The organism is Methylotenera versatilis 7 (genome assembly GCF_000799165.1).
GTDB lineage: Bacteria > Pseudomonadota > Gammaproteobacteria > Burkholderiales > Methylophilaceae > Methylotenera_A > Methylotenera_A versatilis_A.
Window position 1 is genome coordinate 323489 of record NZ_JUGF01000001.1, and the last position, 19097, is coordinate 342585.

The 19097-nt window shown below is 43.7% G+C and carries 18 protein-coding genes; 11 read left to right on the forward strand and 7 right to left on the reverse strand.

All coding sequences use genetic code 11. The features are described 5' to 3' along the window. Nucleotides 1-17 precede the first annotated feature (17 nt). From K370_RS01350 to K370_RS01365, 4 genes are all read right to left on the reverse strand, one after another. On the reverse strand, nt 18-773 hold the full coding sequence (locus K370_RS01350; RefSeq protein ID WP_047537295.1) for a phosphoadenylyl-sulfate reductase: 756 nt from the start codon (nt 771-773) through the stop codon (nt 18-20). Next, a complete protein-coding gene (locus K370_RS01355; protein ID WP_047537298.1) occupies nt 773-1390 on the reverse strand; it encodes a DUF934 domain-containing protein in 618 nt (205 codons plus the stop codon). The genes K370_RS01350 and K370_RS01355 overlap by 1 nt, the downstream gene beginning before the upstream one ends. After that, complete coding sequence (locus K370_RS01360; RefSeq protein WP_047537302.1) at nt 1387-3060, reverse strand: nitrite/sulfite reductase; 1674 nt, start codon at nt 3058-3060, stop codon at nt 1387-1389. The genes K370_RS01355 and K370_RS01360 overlap by 4 nt, the downstream gene beginning before the upstream one ends. 209 nt (nt 3061-3269) lie before the next feature. After that, the gene (locus tag K370_RS01365) at nt 3270-4118 is read right to left on the reverse strand and encodes a sulfite exporter TauE/SafE family protein (protein ID WP_047537304.1); all 849 of its coding nucleotides are present in this window, start codon (nt 4116-4118) and stop codon (nt 3270-3272) included. 130 nt (nt 4119-4248) lie between these two features. On the opposite strand from K370_RS01365, the gene K370_RS01370 reads away from it, so the two are divergent. From K370_RS01370 to K370_RS01395, 6 genes are all read left to right on the forward strand, one after another. Beyond that, on the forward strand, nt 4249-5178 hold the full coding sequence (locus K370_RS01370; protein WP_047537308.1) for a CysB family HTH-type transcriptional regulator: 930 nt from the start codon (nt 4249-4251) through the stop codon (nt 5176-5178). A gap of 102 nt (nt 5179-5280) precedes the next feature. Next, nucleotides 5281-5847, forward strand: coding sequence for a DUF302 domain-containing protein (locus K370_RS01375; protein WP_047537311.1), 567 nt, complete (start codon nt 5281-5283; stop codon nt 5845-5847). A gap of 65 nt (nt 5848-5912) precedes the next feature. Beyond that, complete coding sequence (locus K370_RS01380; RefSeq protein ID WP_047537314.1) at nt 5913-7388, forward strand: helicase HerA-like domain-containing protein; 1476 nt, start codon at nt 5913-5915, stop codon at nt 7386-7388. 80 nt (nt 7389-7468) lie between these two features. Continuing rightward, nucleotides 7469-9145: a formate--tetrahydrofolate ligase gene (locus K370_RS01385; RefSeq protein ID WP_047537317.1), complete on the forward strand. Its 1677-nt coding sequence runs from the start codon at nt 7469-7471 to the stop codon at nt 9143-9145. A gap of 24 nt (nt 9146-9169) precedes the next feature. After that, complete coding sequence (locus tag K370_RS01390) at nt 9170-9730, forward strand: IMPACT family protein (RefSeq protein WP_047537320.1); 561 nt, start codon at nt 9170-9172, stop codon at nt 9728-9730. Nucleotides 9731-9793: 63 nt separating this feature from the next. Continuing rightward, complete coding sequence (locus tag K370_RS01395; protein WP_047537322.1) at nt 9794-10816, forward strand: AI-2E family transporter; 1023 nt, start codon at nt 9794-9796, stop codon at nt 10814-10816. Between the two features lie 77 nt (nt 10817-10893). Here the strand turns inward: K370_RS01395 and K370_RS01400 are convergent, their stop codons facing one another. From K370_RS01400 to K370_RS01410, 3 genes are read right to left on the reverse strand one after another with little or no spacing between them, the layout of a single operon-like run. Continuing rightward, nucleotides 10894-11835: a M48 family metalloprotease gene (locus K370_RS01400; RefSeq protein WP_047537324.1), complete on the reverse strand. Its 942-nt coding sequence runs from the start codon at nt 11833-11835 to the stop codon at nt 10894-10896. Next, nucleotides 11835-12347 carry an SH3 domain-containing protein gene (locus tag K370_RS01405; protein WP_047537328.1) on the reverse strand — a complete coding sequence of 171 codons (513 nt, stop codon included), beginning with the start codon at nt 12345-12347 and terminating at the stop codon, nt 11835-11837. Before K370_RS01405 ends, K370_RS01400 begins: the two co-directional genes overlap by 1 nt. A 36-nt stretch (nt 12348-12383) precedes the next feature. Continuing rightward, complete coding sequence (locus tag K370_RS01410) at nt 12384-14123, reverse strand: CHASE2 domain-containing protein (protein WP_047537331.1); 1740 nt, start codon at nt 14121-14123, stop codon at nt 12384-12386. A 48-nt stretch (nt 14124-14171) separates the two neighbouring features. Between K370_RS01410 and K370_RS01415 the strand changes: the two genes are divergently transcribed. From K370_RS01415 to K370_RS01435, 5 genes are all read left to right on the forward strand, one after another. Continuing rightward, on the forward strand, nt 14172-15488 hold the full coding sequence (locus K370_RS01415) for a DNA recombination protein RmuC (RefSeq protein ID WP_047538736.1): 1317 nt from the start codon (nt 14172-14174) through the stop codon (nt 15486-15488). 63 nt (nt 15489-15551) lie between these two features. Next, nucleotides 15552-15809, forward strand: a complete 258-nt coding sequence (moaD, locus tag K370_RS01420; RefSeq protein ID WP_047537334.1) for a molybdopterin converting factor subunit 1 — start codon at nt 15552-15554, stop codon at nt 15807-15809. Between the two features lie 29 nt (nt 15810-15838). Next, a complete protein-coding gene (locus K370_RS01425; protein WP_047537337.1) occupies nt 15839-16291 on the forward strand; it encodes a molybdenum cofactor biosynthesis protein MoaE in 453 nt (150 codons plus the stop codon). Between the two features lie 105 nt (nt 16292-16396). Continuing rightward, on the forward strand, nt 16397-18568 hold the full coding sequence (locus K370_RS01430) for a Lon protease family protein (RefSeq protein ID WP_047537339.1): 2172 nt from the start codon (nt 16397-16399) through the stop codon (nt 18566-18568). Between the two features lie 23 nt (nt 18569-18591). Then, nucleotides 18592-19008 (forward strand): RNA-binding S4 domain-containing protein, encoded by a 417-nt coding sequence (locus tag K370_RS01435; protein ID WP_047537342.1) that lies wholly within the window; start codon nt 18592-18594, stop codon nt 19006-19008. The last annotated feature ends 89 nt before the right edge of the window (nt 19009-19097 follow it).

Consider the following 19097-nt stretch of genomic DNA (forward strand, 5'->3'; position numbering starts at 1 on the left):
CAATTACATTTAAGTGCTTATTTAACGTGCAGGCCACATTCTTTACTGGTCGGATCTTCCCACCACCAGCGGCCAGCACGAATATCTTCGCCCATTGCAATTGCACGCGTACAAGGTGCGCAGCCAATACTTGGGTAGAATTGGTCGTGCAATTTGTTGTATGGCACATTATGCATGCGGATATAAGTCCATACTTCTTGTTCGGACCAATCACTTAACGGGTTAAATTTCTCTAATCCATTGCTTTCATCAAATTCGCGCACAGGTAGACTTGACCTAGTCGTTGCTTGCGCTGCGCGCATACCTGTTACCCAGGCATTTTTACCTTTAAGTGCGCGTTGCAACGGTTCTACTTTACGCATGTGGCAGCAGCTTTTACGTAGTTCAATTGATTCATAAAAGGCATTGATGCCGTTTGTTTTTACATAAAATTCAACAGCCTGAGCTTGTGGAAAAAGTACATTCAATTTGGTGTGGTAACGTTGTTCTGTTTCCGCGATTAAGTCATAGGTTTCTACTGGTAATCGACCTGTATCCAGTGAAAAAATCTCGATAGCTAATTGATTTTTTAAGATAATGTCAGTGAGCACCATGTCTTCTGCACCAAAGCTATTCGCAAAAGTGATATTCGTTAACTCGCCTGATGCATTTTTTAACAATGCCAATACTTGATCAGTTTTTGCGTTTACGCTGGCTTGCAGGGTGTCGGTTAATACCGGCTGTGTGGCCGGATTAATTGCGTTAGGCTTTAAGAATGAAACTTCGCCTGACACTATGCTGTCCTGTTATAGCGCGAAAATACTGGGCGTGGCTCATCTACAGCACCTTGGTATGGTGCTGTGAAATCTTTCAGACTGGCTAAAGCATCATTGGCCGAGCGATCGGCGCGAATTAAATAGCTATTAAAGCCGCTGCGTTTTAAGAAAAATAATTGGTCACGCAATACATCACCAATGGCCCGCAATTCGTTTTTAAAGCCATAGCGTTTACGTAACAGGGTTCCCAGCGAGAAAATACGACCATCAGCAAAACGCTCTACATGCACCGCGATAATGGGTAGCACATTTAAGTCAGCTTGATCGTTAACTAAGTCTGCCAACACTTCATGCGTGTCTATCCATACGCCAACTTCACCGTTTGAAATACGTGTTAACAATTCGTCTTTACGCGCAATGAATACGCTTAAAGGCACAATGATTTTGCCTGTCGCTGGAATAACCGTATCAGCAATTTGCGTTTCACTAACGGTAGCTTCACCTGTTAATTTAAACTGAACAACCTTACCCGCTTGTTTGCGCGCTTCTACATTGCTGGGCGGGAGTTGTACCGTAACCCAAAGATTTTCTGCAATGCTTGCAATGTCATCATTAAGTTGAATTAAGTTACTCATACAGATACAATCTCTTCATTTTTGGCATAAACATGCGCTTTAAACGGTGCAATGCCAAGACGACGCACAGTGTCGATGAATAGCTCTTCTGGCGTGCGTTCCTTAATATAAATATCAATTAGTTTTTGCACAACGCCAGGCATTTCATCTGCAGAGAACGCAGGGCCAATCACTGTACCAAGGCTGGCATCATTGCCTTGTTTGCCGCCGATAGATACTTGATACCATTCCGAGCCATCTTTATCTACGCCTAGAATGCCGATATGACCAACGTGATGGTGACCGCAAGCATTCATACAACCTGAAATGTTGAGCTCAATATCGCCAATATCATGCAAATAATCTAAATTATCGAATTGCATTTGAATCGCTTCTGCAATTGGAATACTCTTAGCGTTTGCCAAGCTACAAAAATCACCGCCTGGGCAGCAGATAATATCGGTAAGCAAACCAATGTTCGGCGTTGCTAAGCCAGCAGCGCGCGCTTTTTCCCAAACACTATACAAATCACTTAATTTAACATCAGCCAGGATTAAATTTTGTTCATGCGAAACGCGCAGTTCACCAAAACTATATTGTGCGGCTAGATCCGCAACCACATGCATTTGATCACTGGTCGCATCACCAGGTGCTTTGCCATGCGGTTTAAGCGATAGCGTAACCGCGCGATAACCAGCTTGCTTGTGTACATGTACACAACGCTTTGCCCAAGCTGCAAAAGCAGGGTTGCTTGCAATTGCAGCATCAAAGCTCGCGTCGTGCGCACTCAAGTTTTCGTAAGGCATAGCCTCGAAATACTTGCTTACGCGTGCTAATTCAGCTTCTGTAATAGTATTCGGTGCGTCTTTTAAGTGCGCCCATTCAGCTTCTACCTGGTTTTTGAATTCTTCAATACCTAGAGCTTTCACCAAAATCTTAATACGCGCTTTATAGGAGTTATCGCGGCGACCATGTAAGTTATACACACGAATAATGGCTTCGCAATAGGTGAGTGCATGTTGCCACTCTAAATGTTCGCGGATAACTGAGCCTAATATTGGTGTACGGCCTAATCCGCCGCCCACCCAAACTTTAATCGCTAATTTATCTGCATCATCGGTATAAAACTCCATGCCAATATCGTGTGCCTGCACAATCGCACGATCTTGTTTGGTGCCCGAAACCGCAATCTTAAATTTACGCGGTAATAAAGCGAACTCTGGATGGAATGTACTCCATTGGCGCATGATCTCAGCCATTGCGCGTGGATCAATCACTTCATCCGGCGCAATGCCTGCAAACTGATCGGTCGTAATGTTACGGATACAATTGCCTGAAGTTTGAATGGCATGCATTTCAACCGTGGCGAGTTCTGCCAGCATTTCTGGCACATCTTCTAATTTGGGCCAGTTGAGTTGCAGGTTTTGGCGTGTACTAAAGTGGCCATAATCTCTATCGTATTTTTTTGCGATGTCGCCAAGCTTGTGTAATTGTCTGCTAGACAACATGCCATAAGGCACAGCAATGCGGAACATCGGCGCATGGCGCTGAATATACAGGCCATTTTGCAAGCGCAGTGGGCGAAACTCTTCTTCAGTGAGTTCACCTGCTAAAAAGCGGCGAGTTTGGTCGCGATATTGTGCAACGCGTTCGTCGACAATTTGTTGATCTAGCTTATCGTACTTATACATAAATTTTATCTGACACGTAATGTGGCGCTGAATTGCTTCCGCACCTTAGTTTCTATGGCTAATATTTGTTTGGCTAAAAAGCTAACCTGATATTTTAATCTAAAAACAGGTTTAAGCCAAAAGCAGCTTGTCTAAATTGATGGTTTTATTCAATAAACTTGGATTTAAAGTGAATAAACTCAAATCTATATTTAAAAGCGCACTTAATTTTAAGATTTTTTAAATCCTAATTGTTTTAATGCCGCCAAAAATAACAAGACTGTAATGCCAATCAGTTGATTGAATTCTGGAAAAGCCAATTTTTGACCGACATAAACTAAAATTAAAGCAAGTAACGCGCGCACCCAATGCTCTGCTACTTTTGAGCTCAAATGACTGCCAATCCAAATACCGGGAATTGAGCCAATTAATAATGAACCAAGCAAGCTGTAATCAACGGTGCCCAGGCTGGCATGGCCTAGGCCTGCAACCAGGGTGAGTGGTACAGCGTGTGCGACATCGGATCCTATAATCTTAGTAATGGGGGTTTTGGGATATAAAATCAATAGTGCCGTTACGCCTAGCGCGCCAGCGCCAACGGAAGTTAATGTAACCAAAAAACCTAAAATGGTACCCAAAATGACCGTTAAGCTGGATGTGTAATTAGGGTTAATCCAATGGCCTGTCTTGGATAGCTGGGCTAACTGGTTGCGAAATAATACCGATAATGATGTGAGCAATAAGGCGATACCTAGCCAGAACTTGATGCTAATTACTGCGCCATCGGAAGCGATATTTAAATCTTTTAAATAAAGTAAGGTGAGGATTGAGGCGGGAATGCTACCAGCGGCCAGTAAGCGTACGATTTTCCAATCAATATTGCCTAACTTTCCATGTGCAAAGATGCCCACACTTTTGGTGATAGATGCGTAGAGTAAATCAGTGCCAACAGCGACTGCTGCCTTTACGTTGAAAAATATCAATAATATTGGGGTCATTAAAGAGCCGCCGCCTACACCTGTTAATCCGACTAACATTCCAACGACAAATCCAGCCAATATATAAAAGATAAAATCCACGCGATTTATACACCCATTTGGTAGTGAGGGAGCGTACTATATCAGTAATCAATATAATTGTTTAATAACAATTTGTTATTTTAGTATATGATTTGCTTATAAAGATTATTTTACTAGCAGAGGTGCATATATGAAGCTACACCAATTGAAATATATACACGAAGTGGCGCGGCAAGGTCTCAATATTTCAGCCGCTGCTGAGGCGTTGCATACATCACAGCCTGGTGTCAGTAAGCAAATCCAAATGCTTGAAGATGAGCTTAAGTTACAGATTTTTCAGCGGAATGGCAAGCGTTTGACAGGTATTACTGAGCCCGGTAAGCATATCGTTAAACTGGCTGCGACGGTGATGCTTGAAATGCAGAACATTAAGCGCGTAGGTGACGAATTTAGTAAAGTAGAAACGGGTACGCTGACTATTGCGACGACGCACATGCAGGCACGTTATAAATTACCCGCCGCAGTGAAACAGTTTATTGAGGCTTACCCGCATGTGAAGCTTAATATCCACCAGGGAGATCCATCTAATGTGGCCGAGCAAGTGGCAAATGGTGAAGCGGATATTGGTATTGCAACAGAAAAAATCAGTTTAGATGATCGTATTCTTTGCCTGCCTTGTTATGAATGGAACCGTTCTCTTGTGGTGCCAAAAGGGCATCGTTTAATCGATGCATTGCCACTTACATTATCTAAAATAGCCAGCTTCCCGCTCATTACTTATGATTTTGCATTTACAGGCAGTAACGCCGTAACAAAGGTGTTCCACGATGCAGGTGTAATGCCAAATATTGTACTAAGCGCGATTGATGCTGACGTCATTAAAACCTATGTAGGTTTGGGTTTGGGCGTTGGGTTGATTGCTAATATCGCGTATGATGAAGAGCGTGATAAGGATTTAGTCAGCTTGGATTGCAGCCATTTGTTTCCTGCCAGCACGACCTATTTGGGGGTACGTAAAGATGCTTTTTTACGTAATTATATTTATGGTTTTATCCAGTTTCTGGCACCGCGATTTGATCGCAGGGCAGTGGACGAGGCATTAAAAGCTTATCGTACATAATTAACGTACTGTTAATATATTGCGCGAGCTAATGTCGATTAGTTAATTTAGCGAATTGGTTTTATGGGCTGATTGAGTTAATTAGCTCAATTGGAGTTGAGCATGCAATTAAGGTACTTATTTGGCATTTTAATCATCGTATTGTTAAGTGCATGCGCTACCTCTAAAATAACTTCTACACAGTCTGCAGCACAAACTCCAAGCTTTAAAATCATGCCCAATGGCTTGCCTGCTGTTGACCTAAATAGCGCACTTTATGAGCTGCCTGTTAAGCCAGGTGTTAGTTACCAAGACGTAGTGGATAGCTTGAAGTCGTTATCGGAAGGCATGAATTTTGTGAATCCGGCCAATTTCCCGATTGGCGAGCACATGAAATTGCGCGGCATCGATCCTAAAGGCATTAAAGAAGTACATTCATTTTGTAATTTAAGTATGGGCACTGAGATCATGCTGGATCATCCGGAATTTCTGGTATTTGCGCCATGCAGAATTGCCCTATACGAAAAGCCTGATGCCAATAATAAGTTAACCTTGTTTTTGGGTTTGGATCGTCCTACCTATGACTTGAAAAGCATTAAAAATCCTACTTTGCGTGCGCAAAAATCAGCACAAGAGCTTGAAGATGCTTTAATTCAGCTAATGGAAAAAGCCAGTCGCGGTGATATTTAAATGTGTAAAATAAACTATCCCACTTAAGAAACTTAAACATTAAAGACAAAAAGATTGAAGACAAGATGAACCCGATTCGTATCGCAAAAGCAGAAAACTTCCTCTCTATTTTACCCAAAATGGCCAACCGCCATGGTCTGATTGCCGGGGCTACGGGTACTGGTAAAACAGTCACGTTGCAAACGCTGGCAGAAGGTTTTTCTACGATTGGTGTGCCGGTTTTTATGGCAGACGTGAAGGGTGATTTGGCTGGTATGAGCCAGGTAGGTGGCGGAAACAAAAAGGTGGACGAACGCGTAGCGCAACTGGGCATGGATGATTTTAAACCGCAGGCATCAACTGTTGTGCTTTGGGATGTGTTTGGCGAAAAAGGCCACCCTGTGCGTACCACAGTCGCTGAAATGGGCCCGCTTTTGTTGGCGCGTTTACTCAATTTGAATGATGTGCAGGCCGGCGTGATTAATGCGATTTTTAAAATTGCGGATGATAAAGGCTGGTTGCTGCTGGATTTAAAAGATTTACGTGCTATGTCGCAGCATGCGGCTGAAAATGCTGCGCAATATCAAACAACCTATGGCAATATTTCAGCTGCCAGTGTTGGTGCATTGCAGCGCTCGCTGTTGCAGCTTGAGACGGAGGGCGGGGACTTGCTGTTTGGCGAACCTGCGTTGAATTTAGATGATTTAATGCAAACGGATAGCCAGGGTCGTGGCGTTGTTAATATCCTGGCCGCCGACAAACTGTTTAATTCGCCGCGCGTTTATGCCACTTTGTTGCTTTGGCTATTATCCGAATTATTTGAAAAACTGCCTGAAGTCGGCGATTTAGAAAAACCTAAACTGGTATTTTTCTTTGATGAAGCGCATTTGCTGTTTAGTGATGCGCCGCCCGCTTTATTGCAAAAAATTGAGCAGGTTGTGCGTTTAATTCGCTCCAAAGGTGTGGGGGTGTATTTTGTCAGCCAAAACCCTTTGGATATTCCTGATATCGTATTAGGCCAGCTGGGTAACCGCGTACAACATGCGTTACGGGCATTTACACCACGCGATCAAAAAGCGGTTAAATCGGCTGCGGAAACGTTTAGAAGTAATCCTAAAGTGGATGTGGCGACTGCGATTACAGAGCTTGGGGTAGGCGAAGCTTTGGTTTCTTTCTTGGATGAAAAAGGTGTGCCGGCTCCTGTGGAGCGTGCTTTTGTGTGCCCGCCGCAAAGTAGAGTTGGTGCGCTGACTGATGCTGAACGTGCCGCGGTGATTGCTAATTCGAACATTAAAGGTTTTTATGAAAAGCTGGTAGATCGCGAATCCGCTTACGAAGTACTGAAAGCACGTGCAACGGAATCAGCAGAAGTCGTAGAAAACGAGGATAAAGGTTTTGATTGGGGTGGCATGTTAGGAAGCGTTTTAGGCGGAAAAAAAACAAGCCGTTCAGACAGTGTTTTAGAAAGCGCGGCTAAATCGACCGCACGTGCGATTGGCTCGCAATTGGGGCGTAGCATTGTTCGTGGCGTGCTCGGCTCGATTTTAGGTGGCAAAAAATAATGAGCAGTCAAAAATAGTGATCTTTCGTTAATCATGAGCGCTATCTTTCATGCATGTGCTGATTGGGAAATTGTTTAATCATGTTGTCTGATCTCGCTATTGCGCAAGCGGCAAAATTGAAGCCGATTGTTGATGTTGCCCAAACGCTGAATATCGCAGCAGAAGATTTGATTCCTTATGGACATTCCATTGCCAAATTAGGCACAGGCTTTTTAAGCGAATTACATCATCCTGCCAATACTCACAATGGCAAACTTATTTTAGTCACCGCTATCAGTCCAACGCCTGCTGGCGAAGGTAAAACGACTACTACGATTGGTCTGACTGATGCACTTAATCACCTGTTTAAGCAAGAAAAAACCGACAAGCAAGCAATGGTTTGTATTCGCGAGCCGTCGTTAGGACCTGTGTTTGGCCTTAAAGGTGGTGCGACTGGCGGCGGCTATGCGCAAGTGGTGCCGATGGAAAATATTAACTTGCATTTTACGGGTGATTTTCACGCCATTACTTCAGCCAATAATTTGCTTGCGGCATTAGTTGATAACCATATTCACCACGGCAATATATTAGGCATGAAAGAGGTCACCTGGCGTCGTTGTCTGGATACGAATGACCGCGCTTTACGACGCATTACAACGCACACCGAGCAAGATGCTGAAACGGGTTTTAACATTACTGTCGCCAGCGAAATCATGGCGATTTTTTGTCTGGCTGAAGATTTAAACGATTTAAAAGCCCGTCTAGGCAATATTCAAGTGGCAATTGATGTGAATGGCAAGCCAGTATTGGCGAGTGATTTAGAAGCGCAGGGCGCGCTGACTGCATTGTTGAAAGATGCTTTTCAACCCAACTTAGTGCAAACCTTAGAGCAAACGCCTGCGCTGATTCATGGCGGGCCGTTTGCTAATATCGCGCATGGTTGTAATTCGGTGATGGCTACAAAAACGGCCTTGAAACTGGCTGATTATGTGGTGACCGAAGCGGGTTTTGGTGCAGATCTAGGTGCAGAAAAGTTCTTTGACATCAAGTGCCGAAAAGCTAACTTGCAGCCAGACTTGGTGGTGATTGTCGCGACGATTCGCGCACTTAAATACCATGGCGGTGCGACACTGGCTGAGCTTAATCAGGAAAATATTACTTATTTGCAAAATGGAATGGCAAACCTGATTAAGCATCTGACCAATTTGCGCCAACATTTTGGCATGCAGGTGCTGGTGGCGATTAACCACTTTACCCACGATACGCAGCTAGAAATCGATACCTTAAAATCCGCACTTGCACAATTAGGTTTTAAAGCCACTGTCTGTAAACATTGGGCAGAAGGCGGAGCAGGGGCGATTGACTTGGCACGGGCGGTTGTAGATGCAATTGCCAATACGAAATCTAATTTCAAGTTGCTATACCCGGATTCACTGCCATTATTGGGCAAACTAGAAACCATCGCGTCGAAAATCTATGGCGCAACAGCCGTGATGTTGAGTGAGAAAGCGGCTAAAAAGCTAGCACTGCTTGAGCAACAGTACGCACATTTCCCTATTTGTATCGCTAAAACACAGTATTCATTTTCATCTGACGCTTCGCTTAGAGGCGCGCCTAATGAGCATACTTTGCAGGTGGAAGATTTATATTTATCGCGTGGCGCAGGTTTTGTTGTGGCCATCTGTGGCAAAATCATGACCATGCCTGGCCTGCCAAAGCAGCCGGCTAGCCAGCATATTGATCTGGATGCATCTGGCAATATTGTTGGTTTATCCTAATTAATCCTGCATGTCTTAATCTGTATGTTAACCATTGAAAAAACAGGTACGGCCGAACAAACGATCCAAAAGTCGCGCTTTTACGCGTTGGCAGGGCATTGCCAGACTGAACGTGAAGTCGGTCTTTTTTTAAGACAATTAGCAGCGCAGCATCAAAATGCGCATCATCTGGCTTACGCATTTAGAATCAAGACAGCGGATGGCATCATCCCCAGGTTTTCAGATGCGGGCGAGCCAAGCGGCACTGCGGGGAAACCTGTTTTGCAAATGCTGGAAGGCCGCGATTTGATTAATGTCGCCGTTGGCGTGATACGTTATTATGGCGGCATTAATCTAGGTACCGGCGGTTTGGCGCGTGCCTACGGCGGCACGGCAAAAATGGCGCTGGATACTGCACAGATTACCAATTTCGTTGAAATGCAAGAATTCAGTTTAAGTGTGCAATACAACCGTATAGATGAGTTAACAAGGTTGGTTTCGCAATTAAAAGGTAAGGTGTTAGATAAACATTTTGACCAGGCGGTACATGTTAGAATCAGTTTGCCAGTTGCTGAAGTGAATGCGTTTGTGGGCAGATTTAATTAACTAACAGTGAAGAATTCAATCACACAATTTCTTACTTAATTCAGGATTATTTAATTAAAAGTTATGCGAGATCATTATACTGAAACCTTATCCATGAAGTTTGATATTGCCTCATGGATATTGATTGGCATGGCGATGTTACTGGTATTGGTTTTCCACTTACTGCCCGCATTATTGGCTGGCCTACTGGTGTACCAATTGATACATATTTTAACGCCGCATATCGAACGCAAGTTTCCTGGCCCGCGTGCCAAATTGATTGCAATCGCACTATTAACCATCATTACCGTCAGTTTATTGAGTCTTGCAGGCGCAGGTCTGGTTGCATTTTTTAGATCAGAATCGGGCAGCATCACTGTGTTGCTTGCCAAGATGGCACAGATCATTGAAGACTCACGTAAGATTTTACCCGTGTGGATATTAGAGCGCCTGCCATCGGATGCAATTGCCTTTAAAGAAGAAGCGACTATTTGGTTGCGTACACATGCAAATCAATTACAGGTAGTTGGTAAAGAAGCAGGGCGTATTACCGCCCATATTATTATCGGCATGATTGTAGGCGGCATGATTGCGTTGCGCGACGCGCTTAACGACGATCAGTATCAGCCATTTGCACGTGCCTTGGTGCAACGTGCCTGGTTGTTTGGCGATGCATTTAAACGAGTTGTGTTTGCGCAAGTGCGCATTGCTTCTATTAATGCATTATTTACAGGCGTTTATTTAGCAATTATTTTGCCGATGTTTGGTATTGAGTTGCCTTTAGTTAAAACCTTGATAGCCATTACATTTGTGGCTGGTTTGATTCCTGTAGTGGGAAATCTCATTTCCAACACGGTGATTGTGGTGGTGAGTTTAAGCCAGTCACTGGGTGTCGCAATTGGCTCGTTACTATATTTAATCGTGATTCACAAATTAGAATACTTTTTAAATGCGCGCATCGTTGGTGGGCAAATTCGTGCAAATGCGTGGGAGCTGTTGATTACCATGCTGGTGATGGAAGCAATTTTTGGTTTGGCAGGGATAGTGGCCGCACCTATTTATTATGCTTATATTAAAAGTGAGCTAAGGATTAGAAATTTGATATAAGAGGTTGCAATCCAATAGTCACAGGTGAGTTAATTATTAACTCACCTGTGACTTATCTTAAAGATTGTACGTGTAGCTTATTTAGTCAGTTTGTAAAACCTGTTTTCCAGTGTCTTGCCCGCTTTCAAGTTGTCCAATTTATTGCCTGCGCTATCGCCAAGTTTGGTTAAGCGTTCATCTGGATGCGGATGGGTTTTAAATAGCAATGCAACGCTGTTATCGGTTTTGTTGGTTTGACCAATCTCCTGTAACACTTCGGGCAAGCCAAATGCGTCATAACCCGCACGTACGGCTAGCACAACACCCATGCGATCCGCTTCATATTCAGCCTCTTTATCCAAGCTACGCGCACTGATTTCGGCGCCACTGCCAATAGCTTTTTGCGCGAGCTTATTACCTTTACTCAACTTATCAGTAATCAAACCTGCGCCAATATTGACTAACTGCTGTTTCTGCAGCACTTTAAGCTGATGTTTTTGCACAATATGGGCGATCTCATGTCCTAAAATGCCTGCTAATTGCGCCTCATTGTTCAATTGTTGGTATAAGCCTTTAGTGATTAATACGTAACCACCGGGCGCAGCGAAAGCGTTTAAATCGCTACTTTCGATAACGCCAAATTTCCATGGCAAATCAGCGCGCTCTGATTGGCTGGCGACCCAGCGGCCAACTTTATTCACATATTGTTGTAATTTGTCATCTTTAACCAAAGGCGCAGCGCCTAAAATACTGCCGGTAATTTCACGCCCAAGGGCAATTTCTTCTGCCGTGCTTGGGTTTTTCCAGTTGAACGCTTTTTCATCTGGTACAACGGTTGCGCCAGATTCAGTCGCACTTTTCGTTGCTTCAGTCTCGGCTGGCGTTTTTGCTTGTTCCGTATTGGCAGCACCGCTGCCACTTTTAACTTCTTCTATTTTTTGTTTAGCGGCGTCTTCAAGCGCTTTGCCAAAGTCGAACGCAACAGATTGCGTTGAAAATAAACTGGCAGAAACCATTAACCCAATCAGTAACTTATGCATTATTGCGCTCCTTTAAAGTAAGCGAGTGGTGTGGTGGTTAAGCCGCCTGCTGTTGCAAATTTTTGCCCGTCTTTGGGCGTTAATGTGTAGCTTTCCAGTTTTTTCATTTCAGTTTCGTTAAATTGGGCGGTTTTCAGTTCTTCTGCACTTAAACCGCGAATGCCTGTGGTCGAAACCACTTTGCCAGTGCCTGCGCGTCCGCTGGCAACATCTGCAAGACCTTTCACCTGATTGCTACTGGATACGCCGCCACGTTTAACTGACAGTAAACGCACCCAGCCAGTGCTCTTTTTGGTTTTTACCTGTAGCCAAGCACCTTTTTTCGCCAAAATATCTACTGCATCATTTTTGTTTAAGCTACCGACTGTTTTTGCATCGGCAAAAGGCGTTAATCGTAAAGTATCCGCTTTTAATGCTGTACCAACTTCGCCGCAAAGCCCTAGAGCAGGGCTGGCAAGACTGATAAGCAGTAAAGCTTTTAAGTAATTTTTTTTGTGTAAGTCGATTTTCATATCAAATCCTTTGTTAACTCTAATGTATGCTGTTTTTTAATTTTTTAGGCCTGATTCACTGGTTTCCAGTTTAATGACAGCTTGCGCAAACAATGTGCGCCATTGTGCTGCCAAAGTCATATTGGATTCAGATGTTTGCAGATGGGAAAGCTTGCCTTCATGCAGTGTGTAACGCGTTACAGTTGTAACGGGTAGACCGCAGTGACTGATTAAGTTCGGCAACTTTTCTGCCAACTGTAGCGCATCTTGCTTGGCAGTTTCTGCATATTCAGGTTTGTTATTGGCAAACATCCAGCTTACCGCCACCATATCGCCAAACAAGCCCCAAATGCCGCTTTGCGTGCCATGTAATATCTCAATATTATTGGGTGATTGACTACTTAACTCGATTTCTCGTTTCAATTTTTTAAGCATAGCAGGGCTTAATGCCTCATTGCTTTCTACTAAAATTGGCATGATTAATACGCTGGATTCTGCCGCATCGGCTTTTAAGCCGAATGCCAGCCAGCGTTGTAAGGCACGGTCTGTGGCTAACGCGTAAATTTTAGCGATACCGAATAAGGCCACGGCCCACAGAATGGGGGCGGTTAAATCGAGGTAGGTGTTGGTGAGATTAATCGCCACGTACGATAGCACCAGTAAGCCAATCTGTGCGCTGGTGAAAATAGAGTTAAATCGGTCACGATCGACTTTAAAGTAGAACGCTAAAGTGGTTGCCCAAATTAACAGTAAGCTTAATAAGATATAAGGTATTTTGCCGCGCCACACTTTTAAGTAATCGCCATGTTTTGCGTTATCGATAGCGGTTGCCAGAATTTCTACACCGGGAAACTGCTTGTCCATCGCAGTTGGTTTAATATCAAATAGACCAGGAGCGGTAGAGCCGATGATGACGATTTTGTTGGTGAATTCATTGGCTGGGCGCTTTTTATGTTCACTGGCTAAATCGGTGTATACATCGCTAAACGTGGCGTAAGTGTAAGTAAATGGCTTGCCACGCCAGTTAATCAACATGTCCTGAGGTAAGTTACTAAGCGGTAAATTTGCAATGGTTTGATTATTGGTAGGTTTATTATTTGCAAACTGGGCAACCACCAATGGTAATGAAGGTAATTGCCAGCCGGCATCATCGTGATACATACGGTATTGGCGCACGATGCCATCATTATCCGGATACACATTATGCGTGCCTAAACGATTGGCTTTCAGCGCCGCTTCAAAATACGGCAATATGGCGGCTACAGTGGCATTTTTATCGGCTTCAGTATTGGAAGTTAACCCTGGAATCTGCGCGTATTTCAATTGGCTGGACGCATCCTGGCTGGGGTCCAAGCGCAAAACCGGGAAGAAAGTATTATCAGATGCCGCAATCACTTCATTAAAATAAGCGTCGCTATCTGCGTTATAAATATCTGCATCGCTAAATACAATATCGAACACAATCGCTTTGGGATTTTGTACCTGAATATTTTCTACAAACTCGCCTAATACTTGGCGGGGCCAAGGCCAGCGGCCGTATTCCTTGGCAAACGCGGCCAAGCTGGCTTCGTTAATATCCACAATGACAATATCTTTATCTGCACTAGGCTGAAACACACGATGCTTCACCATAAAGTCGAATGCTTTATCGCGCATGTTCAAACCGACATGAAACACGCTGGCATCTAGCAACACCAGCAAAGTGAACATAGTGGCGAGGTAGATATAGAAATTGTTTTTAAGCTTGCGTGTTAGGTTGGCAAGCCATTGGCCAAGCAGCAGTTTGAGTTTATTCATATGATTTTATTTATAAAGGTGAAAGCTACACTGGTTTATAATGTTGGGATGAACGAAATTATAGTCTTACTTTTAGTGTTAACGGTTATTTTGCTGGCTTGGCTGGCATGGCGTGAGTTTTCAAACAGCAAAAATACGGTTCTATTCAACCAGTTGGAAGACAAGCATCGGGCAATGTTATTAGATTTAAATGACGGCTTGAATAAACTGGCAGACCGCTTGAATATTGCTTCGCAAGATAATAGCGACAGATTAAAAGCTTTAGTTTCGTTAGAGTTACAAAGTACACGCGATGCGATGCAAAATTTGCAATTAGCGCAAAATGCCAGCTTGGCGCAGACGCGCGAAACGGTATTGGAAACATTGCATAAAACCTTGAGTGAGCAAGGTAAAGCGCAACAAAGTTTGATTAACGACACCATGTTAAAAGCCACGACGACTTTGACACAAAGTGTCGAAAGCTTGGGCAAGATTGTGGACAGCCGCTTAGAACAAATAGGCGGCAAAGTATCGGAACGATTAGACGAAGGTTTTAAAAAGACCAACGAAACGTTTATTAGCGTGATGGAGCGCTTGGCCACGATTGATGAAGCGCAGAAGAAAATCGATGGTTTAACGGTAAATATGGTGAGCCTGCAAGAGTTGTTGGGTGATAAACGCAGCCGTGGCGCTTATGGCGAAGTGCAGTTGGAAGGCTTGGTGCGCAACGTATTACCAAATGATAGCTTCAAAATGCAGCATACATTTGATAACGGCGTGCGTGTGGATTGCGCACTTTTTCTGCCGCAACCAACGGGCACTGTTGCGGTAGACAGCAAATTCCCGTTGGAAAACTATCACAAAATGTTTGATAGTCGTTTGCCGGAAGCAATGCAAAACGCAGCAGAAAAGCAGTTTAAGGCTGACGTTAAGAAGCATGTGGATGATATTGCTAATAAATATATTATTTCTAATGTCACCAGCGATGGCGCGGTCATGTTTATTCCTGCCGAAGCTGTGTTTGCAGAGATTCATGCTTATCACCCCGAAATTATTGATTACGCCATGAATAAGCGTGTTTGGCTGGTTTCGCCGACCACACTGATGGCCGTGCTTAACACTGCGCGAGCAGTGTTAAAAGATGTGGAAATGCGCAAGCAAGTGCATATTATTAAAGAAGAGCTTGGCAAATTAAGCAAAGATTTTGAGCGCTTTGATGTACGTATGAAAAAACTAGCCGATAACATTCGTCAGGCGCACGATAATGCACAAGAAGTACATATCAGTAGCCAGAAAATTAGCCGTCGTTTTGCGCAGATTGAGCGTGTGGAGCTGAGCAACCAGCCGCTGGATTTGCTGGATGCCGTAGATGAAAACGACAATTAAGTCATCACATTATATGTGTGATAGTTTAAATTAATTTAGTGTTTTAACTTATTGAATATAAATATGAAAATAACAGTATTATATTTTGCAAGAATCAAAGAAGCGGTTAATTACTCAACTGAAGAGCTTGATTTGCCAAACGATATTTTGACCATTACAGCACTTAAAAATTGGTTAGCATTACGTGGTGAGGTTTGGGCTAATTTGTTTAATGGCAAGCAAGTAGTACGTGCAGCGATTAATCATAATCTGGTTGATGATTTGGCGAAGATTCAAGCCAATGATGAGGTGGCGTTTTTTCCACCAGTAACTGGTGGTTAAAAACTCCAAATGAGTTTTAGGGTGATTAGGTGACTGTTCGGATACAAACAGAAGACTTTGACGTTGGTTTGTTATTAAATCAATTGCGACTTGCGAATCCCGGTGCCGGCGCGCTGGTCAGTTTTGTCGGCCAAGTGCGAGACATCAATGATGGCGATTCAATCAGTACGCTGACTTTGGAGCATTATCCGGGCATGACAGAAAGCGCGCTGGCCGCGATTAAAGCCGAGGCAAGTACGCGTTGGGATTTGATGGATAGTTTGATTATTCACCGTGTAGGTACGCTTAAACCGCTGGATCAGATTGTGTTGGTGGCCGTGTTGAGTGCGCATCGTGGAGAAGCCTTTAAGGCCTGTGAATTTATGATGGATTATTTAAAAACTCAGGCGCCGTTCTGGAAAAAAGAAATTACACCGGAAGGCGCCCGCTGGATTGATGCCAAATTGAGCGATGATGCAGCACTTAAGCGTTGGAATAAGTAAGTATTTTAAATAGATACTGACGAAATATGTGGCCGAATTAATCATCTGAAATAGTTAGTCGGCTGTAAATTAAGTAGTTTATAAAAGAGAAAACACCTGAAAGTAATGCAAAAGTTAACCGAAAATGATTTAAATGCCACCATTTCATTAAATGACTTAACGTTTAATAATACGGCAGAATTACTCGAAAATACTACTGGTTATCAGCCCGACAAGCATGGTTGGGTTGCGCAGAGTGAAGCAAAAAAATCTGCCTTGTTTGGCCTGAACATGCAGCAAACAGGTTTTAATGTATTGGTGCTAGGTGCACATGGCAGTGGCCGAACTTCATTGATGCATAGTGCGATGCTGGATATTGCAAAACTAGATGATGCCGACTTAAGTGATTTAAAGTTAAACGATTTAGTTTCCATCTATAACTTTGAGCAAATCAATCTACCTACTTTAATCAAGCTGCCAGTCGGCGCAGCCAATAAGTTACGCGTGGAAATGGATGGTTTTGCGCGTGCTTTAATGGTGGAGCTACCTAATTTTGTAGCGCTGGATAATCTGCAAGCGATGCTGGCAACTGCTGAACAATGGCTGAATGTTGCGATACAGCAACTTGAGCAGGCTTTTCATGATGAACCTACTTTGAAAGCCTATTTCAAGCTGGTTAATCATGAAACCTTGGCCTATTTAAAAGCATGGCAGCCAGCACCCAATTCTGATGCCGAAAGTAATTTAGAGGGCTTAATCAGTGAGCCATTTTTTGCACGATTCCGTGTCAATGTATTGGTGGATAATCGCGCGACACAGGCCCAGTCGCTTAACCAACCTATCATTTATGATAACGACCCCAGCATACAATCGTTATTTGGTGGCGTAGAAAGTGCGTCAGACAGCACAATTTCACCAGATTTTATGCGATTGCGCGCCGGTAATTTACACAAAGCAGATGGCGGCATGCTGTTACTACATTTGCGCGATTTGTTGAATGACGAACAAAACGGCACACAAATCATTGAAAAATTGCACCGATTTTTACGTAATGGCACCTTGCAGATTGAAGATGCGAGCAGTAGTGCGCAAAGCACCAGCTATGTAACCAACAACACGCTTTTGCCGCTGAAAGTGAAGCTGGTATTGATTGCTACGCGTGAGGATTTTTATGATTGCTTAGATGAGCAGCCGGATTTTTTCAATTATTTTCCAATCAAAGTGGAATTTGCTGAGCGCATTTCGGCCACGCCTGAAAATTATGCAGCGATTGCTGGTTACATTGCACAAAAATGCGCACAACACCACACGCCACATTTTACAAAAGAAGCGGTTGCTGCCTTAATTGGCGCTTTACAGCGTCTGGAAGAGGATCAAACACGCATCAGTACTAATTTTGCCTTTTTAGAGCGCTTAATGCTGGAAAGCGCAGCATTTTCAGGCAATACAGACTTAGTGACAGCAGAGCACGTGCAAGCAGCAATTCAAGCCAAATCCACGCGTAATCAGTATTTTGAATCGCAAATTCGTGATTCGATTATTGATAATGAACTGCTGATTCAAGTGCAAGGAGACGTGGTTGGGCAAGTCAACGGCTTAACGCATATCGAGTTAGGCGATGCGAGTTTTGGTTCGCCCATCCGCATTACTGCACGCTGTTACCCTGGTGGTAAAGGGCTGATTAATATTGACCGTGAAGTCAATATGAGTGGGCCGAACCATGACAAAGGTATTTTTATTCTACAAAACTGGCTCAGTGCGAGTTTCAGTCATTTGGCGCCATTAAGTTTGAACGCGTCACTAGTATTTGAGCAAGAGTATAATGGCGTAGAGGGTGACTCTGCTTCTTGTGCGGAATTATTTGCATTGCTTTCTGCTTTGGCTGGATTGCCGATTCGCCAAGGTATGGCCGTGACTGGGGCATTGAATCAATTTGGCGAAGTGATGCCAATTGGTGGCGTGAATGAAAAAATTGAAGGTTATTTTAGAGTTTGCCAAGCGCTTGGGCTTAACGGCAAGCAGGGTGTGATTATTCCTAAACGTAATCAACGCCATTTGCTGCTGGATGCTGCTGTAGTTGAGGCGGTTAAACAAGGTCAATTTCACATCATTACCATTGACCATGTGTTGGAAGGCATAGAGTTTCTAACGGGAGTGGCAGCCGGACAGCAAGACAAAGCAGGTATTTACGCACCCAATACGGTGATGGGGCATGTGCAAGATGTGCTGGCAAACTACCGTAGAACATTGGAAAGCAATCAGCCTTATCAACAACAAAAGCAGCTTAACTTAATTTAGATTTGATTGCTGAGTAGGTTTAATTGAAAGTAAAAGCTGAAAAAACACCGAGTGCTGATGAAAAATGCCGTTTAGATAAATGGCTGTGGGCGGCACGTTTTTTTAAAACGCGCAGCATTGCGATAGATGCCGTTGATAGTGGAAAAGTGCGGGTGGATGGTGACCGCGTAAAGCCAGCTAAAGAAATCAAAATTGGCATGTTGATTAGTATTCGCAATAAAGAGTTCGAAATTGAGGTCGCCGTAACTGGCTTGTCTAATATTCGCCGTGGCGCGCCAGAGGCTGCGCTTTTGTATGCTGAAACCGAGCAAAGTAAAGCCAAGCGTGAAAATGCCAAAATAACGCGCGAGGCAGATCATGCGATTAGGGAGCGAGGCGCAGGGCGGCCAACCAAGCGCCAACAGCGCGATATCAAGAAATTTACTGGTATAAAAATATAAACAAGTCGATTGCTTAGAAACTCCATCCAACGTTCTACTTGCATTGTTCGATTAAACATTGCTAAACTGACGTTCAATTAATGAACGGT

What these genes read in the sequence shown, in the direction of transcription:
- K370_RS01385 (WP_047537317.1), top strand. Translation starts at nt 7,469, where the DNA reads ATGTTGTCTGATCTCGCTATTGCGCAAGCGGCAAAATTGAAGCCGATT.
- K370_RS01360 (WP_047537302.1), bottom strand. Translation starts at nt 3,060, where the DNA reads ATGTATAAGTACGATAAGCTAGATCAACAAATTGTCGACGAACGCGTT.
- K370_RS01390 (WP_047537320.1), top strand. Translation starts at nt 9,170, where the DNA reads ATGTTAACCATTGAAAAAACAGGTACGGCCGAACAAACGATCCAAAAG.
- K370_RS01415 (WP_047538736.1), top strand. Translation starts at nt 14,172, where the DNA reads ATGAACGAAATTATAGTCTTACTTTTAGTGTTAACGGTTATTTTGCTG.
- K370_RS01355 (WP_047537298.1), bottom strand. Translation starts at nt 1,390, where the DNA reads ATGAGTAACTTAATTCAACTTAATGATGACATTGCAAGCATTGCAGAA.
- K370_RS01395 (WP_047537322.1), top strand. Translation starts at nt 9,794, where the DNA reads ATGCGAGATCATTATACTGAAACCTTATCCATGAAGTTTGATATTGCC.
- K370_RS01375 (WP_047537311.1), top strand. Translation starts at nt 5,281, where the DNA reads ATGCAATTAAGGTACTTATTTGGCATTTTAATCATCGTATTGTTAAGT.
- K370_RS01370 (WP_047537308.1), top strand. Translation starts at nt 4,249, where the DNA reads ATGAAGCTACACCAATTGAAATATATACACGAAGTGGCGCGGCAAGGT.
- moaD (WP_047537334.1), top strand. Translation starts at nt 15,552, where the DNA reads ATGAAAATAACAGTATTATATTTTGCAAGAATCAAAGAAGCGGTTAAT.
- K370_RS01400 (WP_047537324.1), bottom strand. Translation starts at nt 11,835, where the DNA reads ATGCATAAGTTACTGATTGGGTTAATGGTTTCTGCCAGTTTATTTTCA.
- K370_RS01430 (WP_047537339.1), top strand. Translation starts at nt 16,397, where the DNA reads ATGCAAAAGTTAACCGAAAATGATTTAAATGCCACCATTTCATTAAAT.
- K370_RS01405 (WP_047537328.1), bottom strand. Translation starts at nt 12,347, where the DNA reads ATGAAAATCGACTTACACAAAAAAAATTACTTAAAAGCTTTACTGCTT.
- K370_RS01410 (WP_047537331.1), bottom strand. Translation starts at nt 14,123, where the DNA reads ATGAATAAACTCAAACTGCTGCTTGGCCAATGGCTTGCCAACCTAACA.
- K370_RS01380 (WP_047537314.1), top strand. Translation starts at nt 5,913, where the DNA reads ATGAACCCGATTCGTATCGCAAAAGCAGAAAACTTCCTCTCTATTTTA.